Source organism: Enterobacter cloacae complex sp. 370H10, assembly GCF_050031535.1.
GTDB classification, from domain to species: domain Bacteria; phylum Pseudomonadota; class Gammaproteobacteria; order Enterobacterales; family Enterobacteriaceae; genus Enterobacter; species Enterobacter intestinihominis.
Genome location: NZ_JBLGWG010000001.1, coordinates 132,869 through 151,195, shown reverse-complemented (window position 1 = coordinate 151,195; position 18,327 = coordinate 132,869). Strand labels below are relative to the sequence as shown.

17 protein-coding genes are annotated in these 18,327 nt (G+C 52.7%); 13 read left to right on the top strand and 4 right to left on the bottom strand.

The window, feature by feature from the left end; genetic code table 11:
- Positions 1–2 precede the first annotated feature (2 nt).
- Entirely contained in the window at positions 3–935 is a 933-nt protein-coding gene (locus ACQG2Q_RS00760) for a divergent polysaccharide deacetylase family protein (protein WP_032622054.1), read from the top strand.
- 11 nt (positions 936–946) lie between these two features.
- Here the strand turns inward: ACQG2Q_RS00760 and ACQG2Q_RS00755 are convergent, their stop codons facing one another.
- Positions 947–1,747, bottom strand: a complete 801-nt coding sequence (locus ACQG2Q_RS00755; protein ID WP_199004869.1) for a glycosyltransferase family 2 protein — start codon at positions 1,745–1,747, stop codon at positions 947–949.
- A 206-nt stretch (positions 1,748–1,953) separates the two neighbouring features.
- Here ACQG2Q_RS00755 and ACQG2Q_RS00750 point away from each other — a divergent pair, with 206 nt between their 5' ends.
- Together ACQG2Q_RS00750 and ACQG2Q_RS00745 are read left to right on the top strand one after the other, a co-directional pair.
- A complete protein-coding gene (locus tag ACQG2Q_RS00750) occupies positions 1,954–3,159 on the top strand; it encodes a glycosyltransferase (protein ID WP_022646636.1) in 1,206 nt (401 codons plus the stop codon).
- A gap of 15 nt (positions 3,160–3,174) precedes the next feature.
- The gene (locus tag ACQG2Q_RS00745) at positions 3,175–4,089 is read left to right on the top strand and encodes a hypothetical protein (RefSeq protein ID WP_063849925.1); all 915 of its coding nucleotides are present in this window, start codon (positions 3,175–3,177) and stop codon (positions 4,087–4,089) included.
- A 26-nt stretch (positions 4,090–4,115) separates the two neighbouring features.
- Here the strand turns inward: ACQG2Q_RS00745 and tdh are convergent, their stop codons facing one another.
- Together tdh and kbl are read right to left on the bottom strand one after the other, a co-directional pair.
- Complete coding sequence (gene tdh / locus ACQG2Q_RS00740) at positions 4,116–5,144, bottom strand: L-threonine 3-dehydrogenase (protein ID WP_017383610.1); 1,029 nt, start codon at positions 5,142–5,144, stop codon at positions 4,116–4,118.
- Positions 5,145–5,153: 9 nt separating this feature from the next.
- Entirely contained in the window at positions 5,154–6,350 is a 1,197-nt protein-coding gene (gene kbl / locus ACQG2Q_RS00735) for a glycine C-acetyltransferase (protein ID WP_015570030.1), read from the bottom strand.
- Between the two features lie 215 nt (positions 6,351–6,565).
- On the opposite strand from kbl, the gene rfaD reads away from it, so the two are divergent.
- The 6 genes from rfaD to ACQG2Q_RS00705 all read left to right on the top strand — a co-directional run bounded on the left by rfaD (position 6,566) and on the right by ACQG2Q_RS00705 (position 12,879).
- Entirely contained in the window at positions 6,566–7,546 is a 981-nt protein-coding gene (gene rfaD, locus ACQG2Q_RS00730; RefSeq protein WP_022646634.1) for an ADP-glyceromanno-heptose 6-epimerase, read from the top strand.
- Positions 7,547–7,625: 79 nt separating this feature from the next.
- Positions 7,626–8,672 carry an ADP-heptose--LPS heptosyltransferase RfaF gene (gene rfaF, locus ACQG2Q_RS00725; RefSeq protein WP_023305214.1) on the top strand — a complete coding sequence of 349 codons (1,047 nt, stop codon included), beginning with the start codon at positions 7,626–7,628 and terminating at the stop codon, positions 8,670–8,672.
- Positions 8,673–8,675: 3 nt separating this feature from the next.
- Entirely contained in the window at positions 8,676–9,659 is a 984-nt protein-coding gene (rfaC, locus tag ACQG2Q_RS00720) for a lipopolysaccharide heptosyltransferase RfaC (protein WP_032626573.1), read from the top strand.
- A 3-nt stretch (positions 9,660–9,662) separates the two neighbouring features.
- A complete protein-coding gene (locus ACQG2Q_RS00715) occupies positions 9,663–10,763 on the top strand; it encodes a glycosyltransferase family 9 protein (protein ID WP_063200526.1) in 1,101 nt (366 codons plus the stop codon).
- A gap of 5 nt (positions 10,764–10,768) precedes the next feature.
- A complete protein-coding gene (locus ACQG2Q_RS00710; protein WP_426759049.1) occupies positions 10,769–11,677 on the top strand; it encodes a glycosyltransferase family 2 protein in 909 nt (302 codons plus the stop codon).
- Positions 11,665–12,879 (top strand): O-antigen ligase family protein, encoded by a 1,215-nt coding sequence (locus ACQG2Q_RS00705; RefSeq protein WP_063200532.1) that lies wholly within the window; start codon positions 11,665–11,667, stop codon positions 12,877–12,879. Before ACQG2Q_RS00710 ends, ACQG2Q_RS00705 begins: the two co-directional genes overlap by 13 nt.
- A gap of 27 nt (positions 12,880–12,906) precedes the next feature.
- Here the strand turns inward: ACQG2Q_RS00705 and ACQG2Q_RS00700 are convergent, their stop codons facing one another.
- Positions 12,907–13,860, bottom strand: a complete 954-nt coding sequence (locus tag ACQG2Q_RS00700) for a polysaccharide deacetylase family protein (RefSeq protein WP_022646628.1) — start codon at positions 13,858–13,860, stop codon at positions 12,907–12,909.
- Positions 13,861–14,010: 150 nt separating this feature from the next.
- Here ACQG2Q_RS00700 and rfaQ point away from each other — a divergent pair, with 150 nt between their 5' ends.
- Genes rfaQ through ACQG2Q_RS00680 form a run of 4 tightly spaced genes read left to right on the top strand, consistent with a single transcriptional unit; the run spans position 14,011 to position 18,309 of the window.
- Positions 14,011–15,081 carry a putative lipopolysaccharide heptosyltransferase III gene (rfaQ, locus tag ACQG2Q_RS00695; RefSeq protein ID WP_045621034.1) on the top strand — a complete coding sequence of 357 codons (1,071 nt, stop codon included), beginning with the start codon at positions 14,011–14,013 and terminating at the stop codon, positions 15,079–15,081.
- Complete coding sequence (locus ACQG2Q_RS00690) at positions 15,078–16,205, top strand: glycosyltransferase family 4 protein (RefSeq protein ID WP_063849921.1); 1,128 nt, start codon at positions 15,078–15,080, stop codon at positions 16,203–16,205. The genes rfaQ and ACQG2Q_RS00690 overlap by 4 nt, the downstream gene beginning before the upstream one ends.
- 2 nt (positions 16,206–16,207) lie before the next feature.
- Positions 16,208–17,308 carry a glycosyltransferase gene (locus ACQG2Q_RS00685; RefSeq protein WP_023299022.1) on the top strand — a complete coding sequence of 367 codons (1,101 nt, stop codon included), beginning with the start codon at positions 16,208–16,210 and terminating at the stop codon, positions 17,306–17,308.
- Positions 17,309–17,319: 11 nt separating this feature from the next.
- Positions 17,320–18,309 carry a glycosyltransferase gene (locus ACQG2Q_RS00680; RefSeq protein WP_023299021.1) on the top strand — a complete coding sequence of 330 codons (990 nt, stop codon included), beginning with the start codon at positions 17,320–17,322 and terminating at the stop codon, positions 18,307–18,309.
- Positions 18,310–18,327: the final 18 nt, after the last annotated feature.

Sequence of the window (18,327 nt, the reverse complement as noted above, 5' to 3'; positions counted from 1 at the left end):
TTTTGCTTCAATTTCGTCGAATTGTTTTTTCCGTCGTCAGCGCACTGGCGCTGGCTGCACCGGTTTATGCAGGCAAACTCGCGATTGTGATTGATGACTTCGGTTATCGACCACACTATGAAAATCAGGTGCTGGCGATGCCGTCAGCCATCTCTGTCGCCGTCCTGCCTAATGCGCCTCACGCGCATGAAATGGCGACCAAAGCGCACAATGGCGGCCATCAGGTCCTCATCCATCTGCCGATGGCCCCTCTCAGCAAGCAGCCGCTGGAAAAAGATACCCTGCGTCCGGACATGAGCAGCGACGAGATCGATCGGATCATCCGCGATGCGTACAATAAAGTGCCGTATGCCGTGGGTCTGAATAACCATATGGGCAGCGCGATGACCTCCAGCCTGTACGGTATGCTGAAAGTGATGCAGGCCCTGGAGCGTTACAATCTCTATTTCCTCGACAGCATGACCATCGGCAACAGCCAGGCGATGCGTGCCGCTCAGGGGACGGGTGTAAAAGTCATCAAGCGCAAAGTCTTCCTGGACGACTCCCAGAACGAAGCGGATATCCGCGTGCAGTTCAACCGCGCGGTACAGCTGGCGCGCCGTAACGGTTCGGCGATTGCCATTGGGCATCCGCATCCGTCTACCGTTCGCGTTTTGCAGCAAATGTTGCCGGGCTTACCCGCCGATATCACGCTGGTGCGTCCGAGCGATCTGCTCAATGAACCTCAGGTGGATACTTCCCGTCCGGGTAGCGCGCAACCACCCGCAACGCAGCCGCGTAATCCATTCCGCGGCGTGAAGAACTGCACGCTGAAACAGCCGCCTGAACCGGTCTATGCAACCCGCTTCTTCACGGTGATTGGCGAAAGCATCAGCAGCAGTACGCTGGTTAAATACGTCCAGCAACAGTGGCAGGGTTGGGGGAAAAAAGCCTGATCGGCTAACGCCTATTCTGCCAGATAAGAGTCCGACTGCTCTTTTGCAACGGACTCTTTCTTTTCCCGATCCTGATACCAGGCCTTGAAATACTTCAAAAAACTGTACGCCGTGGCATAAAACCCTGTCACCACACCCACTTTGCCCTGACGCCACGCACCGCTAAACAGATACCATCTGAAAAATGCGCCGATAGCGCTGATCGCGCCGCGACCAAGAGAGGGACGTATCGTCTGATATTGAACCAGGCGAGTGGTATATCCGTTTAATTTATTGAAAAGTTCATGCAGTGAATAAAACGTATCATGTCTGACATAGCCAGGAATACGTTCAGAACGGAGAAAACCTTCAACCTGATCGTCTACTGGCCGGTTATTAAATCGCGACTGCGTACGGTTAAAAAGACGCACCGGATAATCCGGAGATGAGACTGGATAAATCGTTCGGACATTTTCTCCCAGAACAAACCAGTGACGACATATCCGCCACGCCATATCCGGTTCGGGTTCATCGCCCATTTTTAATTTTAAAATAGCACCAACGGTTTCTTGATCGAGTATTTCGTCACTGTCCATGCACAGCACCCAGTCGTTGTGCGCATGGGATATGGCATGGTTCATCTGCTCGCCGTGCCAGCTATATTTTTTGAATATGGGCGACAATCCATAACTCTGGCTAATATATATCGTTGCGTCTGTACTTCCGGAATCAACTACAACGAATTCATCTGCTATTTTTAAAAGAGGAGGAATAACATCGTGCAACGTTCTTTCGGAGTTAAACGTTAATAAGCAAACCGTTATTTTAAACATATTCTCACTCTCTCAAAAACAACATAAAATTTTTGTGCTAATACTATCGAATTGAGAAGAGGCGATTAAAGTCTTAAATCGCACTTTTAAAATAAGCGCGTTTAAAACCTTTCCTTATAAAAAGACAAAGAAATACAAAAAATCTATTTTATTTCAGTAAATTCTTTATAATGCGGTCAGATGAAGGGTAGCATACGGATTCAGACATGCCGCAAAAACGTAAAATCCTCCTCCTGGACACAGGCAAAGAATGGGGGGGAGGTACCAACAGTATGCTTGAGCTTCTGAAGCGAATCAACCGCGACAAATTCGACATTACCTGTTGTTTTTACAGTGATTATAGTCGTGCTGAAGGTCAAACGATAGGCCAGGTGCTCAACAGCATTGGGATCCCATTACTCGTTATCCCTCAACGTAAGCAACCGGCATGGGCAAAACTCCTGAAAGAAGCGGGACGTGGTCTGCTGTTTTTCTCGCGTTCGGCGCGCAAAGCATTTACGCGGCATATTGATACCCTGTGGCGTATCCGGCCCAACGTCAGCAAGATCGAGACCATTTTCAGGGAAGGTGGATTCGATACGCTGTATATGAACAACCAGCCAGGCTCTAATGAAGAAGGGTATCTGGCGGGCGCAAACCTGCGTGCACGGATAATCCAGCACTGCCGGATTGAACCAGTGCTGACCCCGCCGCTGGTGAAGCTGGTGAATGCCCATGCCACAAAAATCATTGCCGTCTCGCACGGCGTTGAACGCGTGCTACTTCAGCATGGCGTCCGGCCAGAGCTGTGTACCACGGTCAACAATGCCATCGACATCCATCAGCCTTTGCCGGACCGATGCGCGATGCGCCAGCGACTGAATATTGAAGACGATACGTTTGTATTCGGCAGCATTGGCTCGTTAATCCCTCGTAAGGCCAACCACCACACGCTGGAGGCGCTGGCACAGTTCAGCCAGAGACACCCGCAGGCAAAATGGAAAATGGTGCTGGTCGGTGAAGGGGCTGAACGCGGCGCGCTGGCTGCACAAGCTGATGCATCAGGTATTGCTGAGCACGTCATTTTTACCGGTTTCCAGAACACGCCTTTTGACTATCTCGCCACTTTTGACGCGTTCATTCTGGCCTCGCAGAGCGAAGGCTTGCCCCGCGTAGTGCTGGAAGCAATGCTGCTCAACATCCCCGTGATTGGTTCAAAAGTGACCGGCACGGCAGAATTGATCGACCATGAGTCGACCGGGCTGCTGTTCCCCTGGAGCGACGTGTCGCAACTTGCTCAACATCTGGATAATATCTGGCAGGATCCTGCTCTGCGCGCCCGGCTCGCCGCAGCCGCGCACCAGAATGTCTGCAACATGTATGCCATTGAAAGCTATGTTAACGGTGTCGAGGCCGTTCTTGGCGCGCAATAACCAAACGAGAAGAACATGTTTAAATTCCTGAATGCTCGCTACCGCCACATTACCGGGCGTCATAACATTCCTTACGCTTCCCTTCCGGTCACGCGCGATCTCGTTGCGGTTGATTCCATTGTGATCCCGTGTACGGGCACGGATTTCGTCGAAGAGGCGTTATTGTCAGCGACCTTTGCAGAGCGTTATGCCTCTGACGTCAGCGAGATTGTTATCGTCAGCGATCAGCCTGAATCCGCTTTCGGCGAACTGCCGCCAAAAACTCGCGTTGTTACCCTCACGCTTCCAAAACGTGAAGAAGGTTACCGCTATAAGCAGATCTACCTCAGTCGTCTGGTGAAGCTTAACGCTCCGTTGCAGGCGCGCGGTGAAGGTGTGCTGATGATCGACTCCGATCTCAACCTGCTTAAAATGCCAGAGATCAACATGGCGGATATGCACATCTACTCCAGCTTCCGTCAGGGCAAAATGATTGCCAAGCTGGACGGCGCGCCAGCGGAGAAAGTGCCGGCGTATTACAAAGAAACGGTGCGCCCGTATCTGGTCGATCATGTTAACGGCGCGTTTCTTGCCGCCACCAAAAAGACCTGGCGCCGTATCTGCCCGCTGTGGCTGACGCTGTTCCAGGATACCTGGGAGCTGATGGACGATACGCAGCCGCCGACCGATCAGCTGCCGCTCGCTGCGCTGCTGGACATGCTGGATGTCAAAACGGTTAACCTGGGCGACTGGATGAACTGGCCGGTCTCCAAGAAGATCGGCGGACAGGAAGCCGTTGTGCCGAAAGAGGTGATTGGCGCGCACGGCGGTTTCCCGCTTTCCGAATGGCAGAAGTATCTGGAATCACCGGATAATAAGCTGCTGTTCAAAGGTCAGGATTACACCCGCAAGGTGCGTTACCTGACGGACGAAGAGAAAAAGAATCAGTAAAAAAGGGGCCTCAGGCCCCTTTTTGATTACTTATCCCAGCTCAGGATCACTTTCCCTGACTGGCCGGAACGCATTGCGTCGAAGCCCTGCTGGAACTCATCGATGGAGAAACGGTGAGTGATAATCGGGGACAGATCCAGACCGGACTGGATCAGCGCAGCCATCTTGTACCAGGTTTCGAACATCTCGCGGCCATAAATGCCCTTAATGAACAGCCCCTTGAAGATGACTTTGTTCCAGTCGATGGACATATCTGACGGCGGAATACCCAGCATCGCGATTCGGCCTCCGTGGTTCATGGTGTCGAGCATGGTGCGGAACGCCGGTGGCGCACCGGACATCTCCAGACCCACGTCAAAACCTTCGGTCATGCCCAGCTCTTCCATCACGTCTGTCAGGCTCTCTTTCGAGACATCCACCGCGCGGGTGACGCCCATTTTGCGCGCCAGCGACAGGCGGTATTCGTTCACGTCGGTGATCACCACGTTGCGCGCACCCACATGCTTCGCCACGGCTGCCGCCATAATGCCGATTGGGCCCGCGCCGGAGACCAGCACGTCTTCACCCACCAGGTCGAAGGAGAGCGCCGTGTGTACCGCGTTGCCGAACGGGTCGAAGATGGAGGCCAGGTCGTCAGAGATATTGTCCGGGATTTTGAACGCGTTAAACGCCGGGATCACCAGGTATTCCGCGAAGCATCCCGGACGGTTCACGCCCACGCCGACGGTGTTGCGGCACAGGTGCGTACGTCCGCCGCGACAGTTGCGGCAGTGTCCGCAGGTAATGTGGCCTTCACCGGAGACGCGGTCGCCAATGTTGAAGCCTTTCACTTCCTGGCCAATGCCGACCACTTCGCCGACATATTCGTGGCCGACAACCATTGGCACGGGAATGGTTTTTTGCGACCACTGGTCCCAGTTGTAGATGTGAACGTCAGTACCGCAGATGGCGGTTTTACGAATTTTGATCAGCAGATCGTTATGACCGACTTCCGGCTCCGGCACGTCGGTCATCCAAATCCCTTCTTCCGCTTTCAGTTTGGATAACGCTTTCATCACACGTCCTCAGGCAATTACGCCCAGCTGTTTGCCGATGCGGGTAAAGGCTTCCACCGCACGTTCAATTTGTTCAGGCGAGTGCGCCGCAGACATCTGGGTGCGGATACGCGCCTGACCTTTTGGTACCACCGGGAAGAAGAACCCGGTCACGTAAATCCCTTCTTTCTGAAGCTCACGAGCAAATTTCTGCGCGACAACCGCGTCGCCCAGCATCACCGGAATGATCGCATGGTCAGCGCCGGCCAGGGTGAATCCTGCGGCACTCATTTTTTCACGGAACAGGCGGGCGTTAGCCCACAGGCGGTCGCGCAGCTCAGCACCGGATTCCACCATCTCCAGCACTTTAATAGAGGCGGCCACAATCGCCGGCGCCAGGGAGTTGGAGAACAGGTACGGGCGGGAGCGCTGACGCAGCCACTCAACCACCTCTTTGCGCGCAGCAGTGTAGCCGCCAGACGCGCCACCAAGCGCTTTGCCCAGCGTACCGGTGATGATATCTACGCGGCCCATTACGTCGCAGTATTCGTGGGAGCCGCGGCCATTTTCGCCGACAAAGCCAACCGCGTGAGAGTCATCCACCATCACCAGCGCGTCGTATTTATCCGCCAGATCGCACACGCCTTTCAGGTTGGCGATCACGCCGTCCATGGAGAACACGCCGTCGGTGGCGATCAGCACGTGGCGGGCACCGGCTTCACGGGCCTCTTTCAGGCGGGCTTCCAGCTCAACCATGTCGTTGTTGGCGTAGCGGAAACGCTTTGCTTTGCACAGGCGCACACCGTCGATGATGGAGGCGTGGTTCAGGGCGTCGGAGATAATCGCGTCTTCTGCACCGAGCAGGGTCTCAAACAGACCGCCGTTGGCGTCGAAGCAGGAGGAGTACAGAATCGCGTCTTCCATTCCGAGGAAGTTCGCCAGCTTTTGCTCAAGCTGCTTGTGGCTGTCCTGGGTACCGCAGATAAAGCGAACGGAGGCCATGCCGAAGCCGTGGGTATCCATGCCGTTTTTCGCCGCGGCAATCAGCTCAGGGTGATTCGCAAGACCTAAATAGTTGTTCGCGCAAAAGTTGATCACATGGCTGCCGTCGGCAACGGTGATGTCCGCCTGCTGGGCAGACGTGATAATACGCTCTTCTTTGAACAACCCTTCCGCACGTGCGGTGTCGAGGTCGCTGTTTAACTGTTTGTAAAAATCACCACGCATTGCAATTCTCCAGACTCGGCAAATTTTGGCACATATTACCCAAACCAATAGTTCATGACGAGATGACGCCGTATCTCTTCTCGTTTTTGCAGCATAAATCACGTGTACCCCTGCTGCATATCGGTGAATGGCTGAAGACCGGGCATTGTGATGATATGATAAAGAGATTAGCGTTCGGGATGTTCCCCGGACTCCACACTTCAAAGGTTACAGTTATGATCATCGTTACCGGCGGCGCGGGCTTTATCGGCAGCAATATTGTTAAGGCCCTCAATGACAAAGGCATCACCGACATCCTGGTGGTGGACAACCTGAAAGACGGCACCAAGTTCGTAAACCTGGTGGATCTGAACATCGCTGACTACATGGATAAAGAAGACTTTCTTATCCAGATTATGGCGGGTGAAGAGTTCGGCGAGATCGAAGCCATCTTCCACGAAGGGGCCTGTTCCTCCACCACCGAGTGGGACGGCAAGTACATGATGGACAACAACTATCAGTACTCCAAAGAGATCCTGCACTACTGCCTGGAGCGTGAAATTCCGTTCCTGTACGCCTCTTCCGCGGCAACCTACGGTGGGCGCACTTCAGATTTCATCGAATCCCGCGAGTATGAGCAGCCGCTGAACGTTTACGGTTACTCCAAATTCCTGTTTGATGAGTACGTGCGTCAGATCCTCCCAGAAGCCAACTCTCAGATTGTCGGCTTCCGCTACTTCAACGTCTACGGACCGCGCGAAGGCCACAAAGGCAGCATGGCAAGCGTGGCGTTCCACCTGAACACCCAGTTAAATAACGGCGAAAGTCCGAAACTGTTCGAAGGCAGCGACGGCTTTAAGCGTGACTTCGTCTACGTAGGCGACGTGGCGGCAGTGAACCTGTGGTTCCTGGAAAACGGCGTGTCCGGCATTTTCAACCTGGGCACAGGCCGCGCGGAATCCTTCCAGGCGGTGGCAGACGCGACGCTGGCTTACCATAAGAAAGGCAGCATCGAGTACATTCCGTTCCCGGATAAGCTGAAAGGCCGCTACCAGGCATTCACCCAGGCGGACCTGACTAACCTGCGCGCCGCAGGCTACGACAAGCCGTTCAAGACCGTTGCCGAAGGCGTAACGGAATATATGGCCTGGCTGAACCGTGACCGCGATATAAATTCACAAAATCATTCGAGCGGTATCAAGGCGGCAACTAAGTGAATCTCCGGGAGCTTACAAAAGTAAGTGACTGGAGTGAACGCAGGCAGCCAACGCAGAGACAGCTTGAAGGATGAAGTGAATGAAAATACTGGTGATCGGCCCGTCCTGGGTGGGCGACATGATGATGTCGCAAAGTCTCTATCGCACGCTCAAGGCGCGTTATCCCCAGGCGATAATCGACGTGATGGCACCCGCATGGTGCCGTCCGCTGTTATCGCGTATGCCGGAAGTGAACGAGGCGATCCCGATGCCGCTCGGCCACGGGGCGCTGGAAATCGGTGAACGCCGCAAACTCGGCCATAGCCTGCGCGAGAAACGCTATGATCGCGCATATGTCCTGCCAAACTCCTTCAAATCCGCTCTTGTGCCCTTCTTTGCGGGCATCCCGCACCGTACCGGGTGGCGCGGTGAAATGCGCTACGGCCTGCTGAACGATGCCCGTGTGCTGGATAAAGAGGCCTGGCCGCTGATGGTAGAACGCTACGTGGCGCTGGCCTACGACAAAGGCGTGATGCGCAGCGCGAAAGATCTGCCGCAGCCGCTACTGTGGCCGCAGCTCCAGGTAAGCGACGGGGAGAAATCCCACACCTGCAACGCGTTTGGCATTTCGTCCGAACGCCCGATGATTGGCTTCTGCCCCGGCGCGGAGTTTGGTCCGGCAAAACGCTGGCCGCACTATCACTACGCAGAGCTGGCGAAACAGCTGATCGACGAAGGCTATCAAATTGTGCTGTTTGGCTCGGCGAAAGATCACGAGGCGGGCAATGAAATTCTCGCCACGCTCAGCACCGAGCAACAGGCCTGGTGCCGAAACCTGGCCGGGGAAACGCAGCTCGAGCAGGCGGTTATTTTGATTGCCGCCTGTAAAGCCGTTGTCAGCAACGACTCTGGCCTGATGCACGTCGCCGCCGCGCTGGATCGTCCGCTGGTGGCGCTGTATGGCCCGAGCAGCCCGGATTTCACGCCGCCGCTGTCGCACAAAGCGCGCGTAATTCGCCTGATCACCGGCTACCACAAGGTACGTAAAGGTGATGCCGCAGAAGGCTACCATCAGAGCCTGATCGACATTACGCCGCAGCGCGTTCTCGAAGAGCTCAACGAACTTCTGTTGAGCGAAGAAGGATAACGAATGCGGGTATTGATCGTTAAAACCTCTTCGATGGGCGATGTGCTGCATACGCTGCCGTCACTGACGGACGCGATGCGGGCCATTCCCGGCATTCGTTTTGACTGGGTGGTGGAAGAAGGATTCGCGCAGATCCCCACCTGGCACGAAGCGGTTGACCGCGTGATCCCGGTGGCCATTCGCCGCTGGCGCAAAGCATGGTTCTCCGCACCGATTAAAGCCGAACGTAAAGCCTTCCGCGAAGCGGTGCAGGCCCGGCGTTACGACGCGATCATTGACGCTCAGGGCCTGGTGAAAAGCGCCGCGCTGGTCACGCGTCTGGCGCACGGCGTAAAGCACGGCATGGACTGGCAAACCGCCCGCGAACCGCTGGCGAGCCTGTTCTATAATCGTCGCCACCATATTGCGAAGCAGCAGCACGCCGTGGAACGTACCCGCGAGCTGTTCGCGAAAAGCCTGGGCTATGCAAAACCTGAAGCCCAGGGTGACTACGCTATTGCACAGCATTTTTTGCGCGAGACGGAGGAGCATGCTGAACCGTATCTGGTGTTCCTGCATGCCACAACGCGCGACGATAAGCACTGGCCGGAAACGCACTGGAGAAGGCTGATTGAACTAATGCAACCTTGCGGTATCCATATTAAACTCCCGTGGGGTGCAGAACATGAGCGGCAGCGTGCGGAACGTCTGGCAGCAGGCTTTTCCCACGTTGAGGTGTTACCCAAACTCACGCTGGCGCAGGTTGCCGCACAGCTGGCGGGCGCTAACGCCGTCGTTTCTGTGGATACAGGGTTAAGCCATTTAACCGCCGCACTGGATCGTCCTAATATCACGATTTTCGGCCCGACCGATCCGGGGTTGATCGGGGGTTACGGTAAAAACCAGCATCAGATGGTCAGCCCTACGCAACAAACGAAGGATATTAGCGCAGATGCTATTTTTTCATTTTTACAGGGCAGCCATCGGCTTTCCAACAGGGATATTTAACCCATGAGTTATGTATTTCTGCTGATTTTACTCTTTCCGGTGAAACTCCTCCGGAAGCTGTTTCGAAAAGACACGGGCAAAAACCTTGTCATTCAGACAGCCAAAATCGGTGACTTTATTAATGCGACACCTCTACTGGCATATCTGCAAAAAAGCGATGTGTTGGTCAGTCGCAGCGTTGGTGCGCTGGCGAAGCATGATGAGACTATCGAGCAGATCTATTTTATTGAGCAGCATAAGCGCAACCTGTGGCGTAAACTGTGCTTCGCGTGCAGGATCATGAACCGCTACGACAACGTCTACCTGCTACAACCCAACAGCGTGAACCTCTTTTTTGCCGCCGTCTGCAATGCTAAAAACAAACAATTTTTAACCATTTACACGCGCAGGTGGTATCACGGGATTTTCTATCTTGCGGCTGACGGTACCGTTGAGCATGGCAAAAAAACGCTTTCGGTGACGAACTACCTGAAACTGGCCGACCGCGCACTCACATGGCAAGACTCTCCCAAGCACGCCACAAAGCCGCTCTTTGAACCGACGACCTGGCCGGCCATTCTTGATAAACCTGACGTTATCCGCATCGGCATCAGTATTGCGGCGGGCAATAAAGCCAAAACCGTTCCTCCGGTTATCTGGAAGCGGATTGTTGATCAACTCGCTGATTTACCCTGCGAGTTTTATGTCTTCGGCGCGCCAAATGAACAGTCGTGGATGGACGATATCACCCGCCTTTACGGTGAAATCCCTAATTTTATCAATCTTATTGGCAAAATTTCGCTGGAAGAGCTTCCCTGGGCCATTTCTAAGATGGACTGTTATATCGCGTCTGACTCGGGGAATGTGTATATCGCAGACGCCGTTGGCGTTCCGGTAGTCCTGCTGTTTGGTCCGTGTTGTCACTATGAACAACGTCCGCTTGGCAATGTGTTGCTGATCGGGAATGACGACAACATTTGTTCTTATGTGTTTGAAACGCGCTATTACTTCTCACAAAGCCGGGAAGAACTCTTCGCGGTGACAGACGAATCGCTGGATGAACTCAAACATTTCATTTGCGGGCTACCAACAGCAAATTCTGCCTTTGATGCTCAGGGAAATTAATCACTATGTCTTTTCTCAGCATCATTATTGCCGCACATAACGCCGAAAACTCACTTCACGCTACGCTGGAAAGCCTGCAAAACGCGATTGAGGATGCAGGCGATGATATAGAAGTCATTATCTTAAATGACAGTTCCGATGACGCCACTCAGGATATTATTGAGACGTGGTTACCACAGCTTCCGAATGCGCAATCCCGATACGTTGAGTACCGTAACGTGGGTCATGTTCGAAACAGTGCAGTCTCCCTGGCGTCAGGTGAATACATCACGATGCTGGATAGTGATGACCTGTTGAAACCGGGTAGCATTCGGGATGCCATCGCATTCCTGCAAGCAGAACGTCCTGATATGCTGCTGACGCGCCTGCTGGAAATACGGGATATTCGAAAAATCACGTCCGACTGGCAGGGAGTCACGCCCGTCCCATTGTCGCAAAGCGATGCCATAAAACGGTTTCTGCAGCATAAGGATTTTCAGGCCCATCTGATCGGGCAATTCGCGCATCGCAAACTGTACGAAAGCAACCCGATCCCTGCAATGGTCTGTTATGAGGATTTCGCGGTATTTCCCGGCATGCTGATGCAATCAGCTAAAATATACTACCAGCGTCAGGGGCACTACTATTACATCAAACGCAGCGACAGTTTATCGAGCCGTCTTGACGCCAGTAAAATCGCTGCGCTGGTTGAATGTACGTTACAAATGGAAAAAACATTCCCGCGCTCGTTTAGGCATCTTGTTAATTGTCACTGGTTTGATATCTACAGTAACCACCGGCAACATCTGACCGACCCGCAGCTCAAACTGGTTAAGCAGCGGGTAAACGCACTTTATTTTTTCTCTTTCTTCCTCTCCGGAGATGTACGTTTCAGCTACAAAAAAAGGGTCATTGAGGCATTATGGAAAAAGTAAAACTGCGGCTCTATCAGTTGACGCTGATTTTGAGCCTCATTTCGTTTGCACTGGCGCTGCTGAGCTCAGGTAAACAACGCGAATTTTTCTATATTGCGGTTTATGCCAGCATTATCGGCTTAGCTTGCGAATATAAAAAAATCACCCTGCGACCCTTTTCAATCGCGCTCCCCATTTTGCTGATTGGGCTACTCAATTTTGTCTGGTATATGGTGTATGAATATCATAACGAAGGTTTAAACGCTTACAGCGATTATCTGGGCGCAAGTAAGAAACTGATATTAGCGAGCATTCTCGTTTTTTATCTGGACCGGTTTAAAACTTACGTCGATAAAAACGCTTTCCAGAAGTACTTCCTGTACACGGCAGGTGCGGGGTTTGTCCTCGCCACGGGATATGGCTTATGGCAGGCATTACAGGGTATGGGACGTATAGAGATGGCCATCAATCGCGCTACCGTGTCGGCCTATGTTTACTCTGTACTCTCACTGGCGCTGGTATACAGCCTTTATCTTCAAAAAAACAGAACACTGTTGGGTGTCGCGGGCTTCACCATTTTAATATCTTACTTCGTTATTCTTTTAACGGGGACGCGTGCTGCAATGGGATTATATTTACTCCTTGCGATTGTACTCACGCTATACCATTTCAGAAGAATTCATCTTAAATCAACGCTGATTTTTTTATGTATTGTGGCGGGCATCATTATCGTTAGCTACAAACCATTAATTTCTCCAAAGGTTACGCAAGCTCAGCTCGAAGTTGAAAAATATCAAAATGGCGTTGACGGAACCTCACTTGGTTCTCGCTTTACCATGTGGTCGGTAGGCATTCATAATGGGCTGGCACATCCATTAGGACAGTCATTAAAAGATAGAGAAATTTGGACGCAAAAATATATTAATAATGGACACCCAAATCTAATTACTGCAATTGGCTATTTAAAAATACATCTGCACAATGAATTCATCGAAAAATATTCTCTGCAGGGGCTCCCGGGCCTGGCAATATTACTCTTCTTTTTCGTATCGATGATCGCATATGCGCTGAAGAACAGAAATGGCCTGCTGCTGGCGACCATGCTGCTTTTATTACTTTATGGCCTGACGGACGTCATTTTACTGAGCTCAGAAGCCCTAATCTTCTTTGTAACCCTGTTTGCATTGAGCCCACCCTTCTCGCAAACCAGACAACGTCAATAAGTAATAATGCCCGCCTGGCGGGCATAACTATTTTTTGTACTGGTAAAACTCCGCCAGCGTCATCCCCACGGTCTTATCTGATAACCAGGTAAAGAGCTGCTCCAGATCCTGATAAAGCCCCTCAATCGCGGCCTCATCTTTAAACGTCGGGCTGCCGCCAGGCATAAATTCCGACGAATGCAGCATGAACTCTACGTAGTCATTTCCCTGAGACAGGCACTGCTGCGCCACCTTAATCATCTCCTGCGCGTTACCGCCGGACGGGCGTAACCAGTTAACTGACGGAGAACGGTATTTACCGCGCAGACGATCGTAACCCTGCTTCAGGGAATTCAGCCATGCCGGGTGTTTATACTGGATGCTCATTGGCACTTCGAGGAGAAGGCTGTTTCCCGGCCGGGAAATGTCGTCTACGTCCAAAAAGTAGGCACGATCGGGAAAATGCTGGTAATTCGTTCCGCCATTACCCTGCGGGGCACCTTTCGCGTTGCGCCAGTTCACGCGCGGCGTAACGGAACAATCTACCTGATACCCCAGCTCAATCAGCAACCGGGCGTAACGGCTGTCGAATGCCCAGCGCCCGGCGCGATGGCTGAGCATTTTTGTCTGGAAGGTCTCTTCCAGTAGGCGGGTCATGAACAGCACTTTCTCACGCATGACCTCGTCTGAAAACTCAATCAGATAAGGCTGCCAGCGCCAGTCATCACCGGTCAGATCGTGCTCCGGAGGGCTGTTCCAGGCATGGAGATGCATTCCTACCTCGCCCTGCCCCCGGGCTATGACCTCTTTCGCGAACTCAATGAACACCGGTTCGACGGCCATCTCGTAGTTGGTGAGCCAGACAGGCTTAAAGCCGAAACGCTCGCAAAGCGTCTGAAACCGCGCCAGGTAGCGCGCGTTTTCCGTTTTGATGACCCGGTGGTTCTGCCAGAGATTATCCCCTTCGGTATCGATCGTGATGATAAACGCTGGTTTTTTCATAATGAGTCCGCAAGACAAAATAGTTAGCGCTATGTTACGCACGCCCGAAAGCTGGAGTAAACCCTTCCAGGGAAATTCCTGACATTATGGAGAAAGAGTGCAAGTCGTTACCAGGTCTATTAGAATTGCCAACAGTACAACGCCGATAAGATGATGATGAATAACTTACCTGACACGCCTGATTTGCGCATTTTACTGATTAAACTTCGCCATCATGGTGACATGTTACTCACCACCCCCGTCATCAATTCATTGCGCCAGAAATGGCCTGAAGCCCAAATCGACGTGCTTCTCTATGAAGAGACGCGAGACATGCTCGCCGCGCATCCGGCAATCGGTACGATCTATGGTATCGATCGTAAATGGAAGCAGTTGGGGACGCTGAAGCACCTGCAAAAAGAGTGGCAGTTGCTTCGTGCTTTACGCGCTCAGCATTATCATCTGGTGATCAATCTTGCCGATCAGTGGCGCAGCGCGCTGGTTACCCGCTTCACCGGCGCACCGGTTCGGCTCGGGTTCGCTTTTAACAAGCGCAATAATGCCTTCTGGCGTTTTTGTCACAGTGAACTGGTCTCGGTCGCCAGCCATCAGAACCTGCACACCGTTGAACAAAACCTGTCCATACTGAAACCATTACCCGTTGCCGCCAGACCCGCCGTCACCATGGCTTACAGCGCGGATGACTGGCACCATGCTCATCACAAGCTGACACAAAAGGGCGTGGGGGAACGCTATATCGTTATTCAACCCACTTCACGCTGGTTCTTTAAGTGCTGGGACGAAGGCAAAATGGCGCAAACTATCGCCGCATTGCAGCAGGACGGCCACACTATCGTCCTTACGGCGGGACCGGATAAGAAAGAACTGGCGATGATTGACCGCATTCTTGCCGCCTCCCCGCAGACGGATGTTGTGTCGCTGGCAGGGCAGTTAACCCTGCGCCAGCTGGCCTCGCTTATCGATCACGCAGCCCTGTTCATTGGCGTTGACTCCGTCCCCATGCACATGGCCGCCGCCCTTCAGACGCCCTGCGTGGCGCTGTTTGGCCCATCAAAATTGACGTTCTGGTCGCCATGGCAGGTTAACGGCGAGGTCATTTGGGCTGGTAACTACGGCCCGCTTCCCAACCCTGACGCCATTGATACAAAAACGACGGAACGTTATCTCGACGCCATCCCCGTTGATGCTGTCGTCTCCGCCGCAAGGAGATACCTGCAATGAAGTTTCATCGTCTGGCCATTGTGCGCCAAAAATATCGGCCGGATGGGGGAGCAGAACGTTTTGTCTCCAGGGCACTCACCGCGCTGAGCAATCAAAATCTTGAGCTCAACGTCATCACCCGCGAGTGGCAGGGCGAAAAGCAGGACGACTGGCATATTCATATCTGCGATCCACGAAAGTGGGGCCGCATCAGCCGTGAACGCGGCTTTGCACACGCCGCGCGCGCGCTGTGGCAGCAACAGCAGTTTGATATTGTACAGAGCCACGAACGTATTGCGGGCTGCGATATTTACCGCGCCGGAGATGGTGTACATCGACGCTGGCTGCTACAGCGTACGCGTATTCTTCCCGCCTGGCGCGCGAAGCTGCTCATGCACGATCGCTATCACCGCTACGTGATGAACGCCGAACGTGAAATGTACCAGGCTCCCGAGTTGAAAGCCGTTATCTGTAATGCGGAGATGATCAAGCGCGAAATCGTCGAAGACTTTGATATTGACGCAAAAAAGATACATGTGATTTATAATTCAATAGATTCCCGCCGCTTCGTTCCGGCAGAAGAGAGGCAGCGCGCTGTACTGCGTAAGCAATTTGGCTTACCCGCTGATGCCGTCATTTTCTGCTTCGTGGGTTCAGGGTTTGAACGCAAGGGGCTGGCAAGCGCTATTCAGGCTATAGCAGGAACATCGGCGTGGCTGGTTGTGGTCGGTCAGGATAAAGCGGAAAGCCGTTATCGCGACCTCGCCCGTTCATTAGGCTGTGAGGGGCAAATCCGTTTCCTGGGGATGCAAAAAGAGACGCTGCCATTTTATCAGCTTTCTGATGGTTTACTGCTGCCGACGCTGTATGATCCTTTCCCTAACGTCATACTTGAAGCAATGGCCTGTGGATTGCCCGTCATTACGTCAGAGAGTTGCGGTGGTTCAGAATTTATTGAGCAAGGCCAGAACGGGTTTTACTGTGATGCACTTGATATCCACACATTGAAGGAGGCCGTCATGTCCATCCCTTCACTGGAAAAAAATAACAATATGGGGCTTGCGGCGCGTGAACGCGTTAGAGAAGCAACCCCTGAAAAACTATCAAGTCAGCTTATTTCGCTTTATCAAAAATTACTGGATTAATAATGCGCATCCTAATGATTATTGATGGTTTACCCGGTGGAGGAGCCGAAAAAACGGTTCTCACCCTCTCCAGCGGACTGACAGAACTGGGGCATCAGGTCACCCTTTTCTCCTTACGGAAGGTGTGCGACTACGCCATTCCGGAAGGCATCGATTTTCAGGTCGTGCAGGATACCTGTAAAAAACCCTGGCGGAAGCTGACCGAGATCCCGCGTCGCGCCCGTTTGCTGGATCGCGCCATTGAGCAGGCAGAACGCAGCGGTAAATTTGACGTCGTCTTCTCGCATCTGCATAAAACCGACCGTATCGTGGCGCACAGCCGCGTGCTGGATCGCGATAAGGTCTGGTTCTGCGTACACGGGATGTTCTCCTTCTCCTATTTGCGCCATCGCAGCGGGCTTTCTCGCTGGTTTAAGCATTATAAAATTCGTCATACCTATGAAAACCGCAACGTGGTGGCGGTATCCGGCGCCGTGCTGCACGATCTGTCTGAAGTACTCGCGATCCCCCTGCGGCGCAAAGCGGTTATCCATAACCCGTTTGATATCCCTGAAATTCAGCGTCTGGCGGAAGCGCCCTTTGAGATGCAGGGGCAGAATTACATTATCCACGTTGGCCGTTTTCATGAGCACAAACGTCACGACCGGCTGCTGCGGGCGTTTGCGATGAGCAAGATTGACGCATCGCTGGTGTTGATGGGCAAAGGCTCTGACGTGAAAATAAACCAGCTCAAACAGCTTGCCGCTAAGCTGGGAATTGAAAACAAGATCGTCTTCCGCCCGTTTGAAACCAATCCTTATCCGTGGATCAAAGGTGCACGCCTTTTAGTGTTAAGTTCCGACTGCGAAGGTTTTGGTAATGTACTGGTAGAGTCCATTATCTGTCAGACCCCACCGGTGAGTACAAACTGCCCTGGCGGCCCTGCTGAGATCCTTACTGGCCCCCTGGCGCGCGGTCTGACCGCGTTAACCGACGAATCACTGGCGAATACCCTGGCAGAACTGTATGCCTCTCCGCCGGTTGTTGATCGCGAAACGATCGCATCGTTCGGTATCAACGCCATTTGCCAGCAATACATTGCTTTGGTCGACAACCAAAAATAATCAGGTTTCATATGCAAAATTCAGCGCCTTTATTAAGCGTGGTGGTTGCCGTTTATAACGGTGAAGCTTTTCTCGATCAGTTCTTTACCTGCCTTGTAAATCAACATATCGACAGTATGGAAGTCATCATCGTGAATGACGGCTCCACTGACCGCTCGATGCAGATTGTCGAAAAATGGCGCGAACAGCTGCCACAGATGCAGGTCATTGAACAACCTAATCAGGGCGTGTCCATCGCGCGTAATACCGGCCTGGCCGTTGCGACCGGCCAATATCTCTCTTTCCCGGATATTGATGATGTCTTCAAACCCGGCATGTACCAGCGTCTGCTGGATATGGCCGTCACGCAGAACCTGGATGTCGCCACCTGCAATGGCAACTACGTCTGGGAAAATAACAAAAAACCGTCTCGCCCTATCTTCCCTGAAGATAAGCTCGCCTCAACGAGCGTCATGAATGGCGCGGCATGGTTAAAAAAGGCGCTGGATTCACGTAAGTTCCTGCATGTGACCTGGCTGAATATCTATCGTCACGATTTTATTCGTCAGCACGGCTTTCGTTTCGAGCCTGGCCTGCGCCATCAGGATATCCCGTGGACGACTGAGGTGCTGCTTGCTGCAGAACGCGTTCAGTACACCAGCGAACGCTTTTACGACTACTACATTCACTCCGCCTCGGTATCGCACACCCCGGATAATGACGACACGCTGATTCGCTCAGCGCGCCATTACATGAAGATCCTGAAGATGCTAGATGCCATTAACCAGCGCTACCCGGATAAAGTGAAAAATATCCCGGCCTGTCACTGGCAAATCGCCAAAGAGGGTCTGGGAATTATTCATACCTTCGACAACATGAAGGATGAAGCGAAGAAATCAATGATAATCAAAGAGTTCTTCGACACCGGGATCTGGAAGCTCATCTGGAAAAGTGCCAAAAGCCCGCGTTTGCGCTGGCGCCTGGGCCGACGCTACTTCCGTTTAAAACGGTATCTGGCATAAGAGATAGCTTTAGCACGC

What these genes read in the sequence shown, in the direction of transcription:
- ACQG2Q_RS00755 (WP_199004869.1), bottom strand. Translation starts at nt 1,747, where the DNA reads ATGTTTAAAATAACGGTTTGCTTATTAACGTTTAACTCCGAAAGAACG.
- ACQG2Q_RS00750 (WP_022646636.1), top strand. Translation starts at nt 1,954, where the DNA reads ATGCCGCAAAAACGTAAAATCCTCCTCCTGGACACAGGCAAAGAATGG.
- ACQG2Q_RS00745 (WP_063849925.1), top strand. Translation starts at nt 3,175, where the DNA reads ATGTTTAAATTCCTGAATGCTCGCTACCGCCACATTACCGGGCGTCAT.
- tdh (WP_017383610.1), bottom strand. Translation starts at nt 5,144, where the DNA reads ATGAAAGCGTTATCCAAACTGAAAGCGGAAGAAGGGATTTGGATGACC.
- kbl (WP_015570030.1), bottom strand. Translation starts at nt 6,350, where the DNA reads ATGCGTGGTGATTTTTACAAACAGTTAAACAGCGACCTCGACACCGCA.
- rfaD (WP_022646634.1), top strand. Translation starts at nt 6,566, where the DNA reads ATGATCATCGTTACCGGCGGCGCGGGCTTTATCGGCAGCAATATTGTT.
- rfaF (WP_023305214.1), top strand. Translation starts at nt 7,626, where the DNA reads ATGAAAATACTGGTGATCGGCCCGTCCTGGGTGGGCGACATGATGATG.
- rfaC (WP_032626573.1), top strand. Translation starts at nt 8,676, where the DNA reads ATGCGGGTATTGATCGTTAAAACCTCTTCGATGGGCGATGTGCTGCAT.
- ACQG2Q_RS00715 (WP_063200526.1), top strand. Translation starts at nt 9,663, where the DNA reads ATGAGTTATGTATTTCTGCTGATTTTACTCTTTCCGGTGAAACTCCTC.
- ACQG2Q_RS00710 (WP_426759049.1), top strand. Translation starts at nt 10,769, where the DNA reads ATGTCTTTTCTCAGCATCATTATTGCCGCACATAACGCCGAAAACTCA.
- ACQG2Q_RS00705 (WP_063200532.1), top strand. Translation starts at nt 11,665, where the DNA reads ATGGAAAAAGTAAAACTGCGGCTCTATCAGTTGACGCTGATTTTGAGC.
- ACQG2Q_RS00700 (WP_022646628.1), bottom strand. Translation starts at nt 13,860, where the DNA reads ATGAAAAAACCAGCGTTTATCATCACGATCGATACCGAAGGGGATAAT.
- rfaQ (WP_045621034.1), top strand. Translation starts at nt 14,011, where the DNA reads ATGATGATGAATAACTTACCTGACACGCCTGATTTGCGCATTTTACTG.
- ACQG2Q_RS00690 (WP_063849921.1), top strand. Translation starts at nt 15,078, where the DNA reads ATGAAGTTTCATCGTCTGGCCATTGTGCGCCAAAAATATCGGCCGGAT.
- ACQG2Q_RS00685 (WP_023299022.1), top strand. Translation starts at nt 16,208, where the DNA reads ATGCGCATCCTAATGATTATTGATGGTTTACCCGGTGGAGGAGCCGAA.
- ACQG2Q_RS00680 (WP_023299021.1), top strand. Translation starts at nt 17,320, where the DNA reads ATGCAAAATTCAGCGCCTTTATTAAGCGTGGTGGTTGCCGTTTATAAC.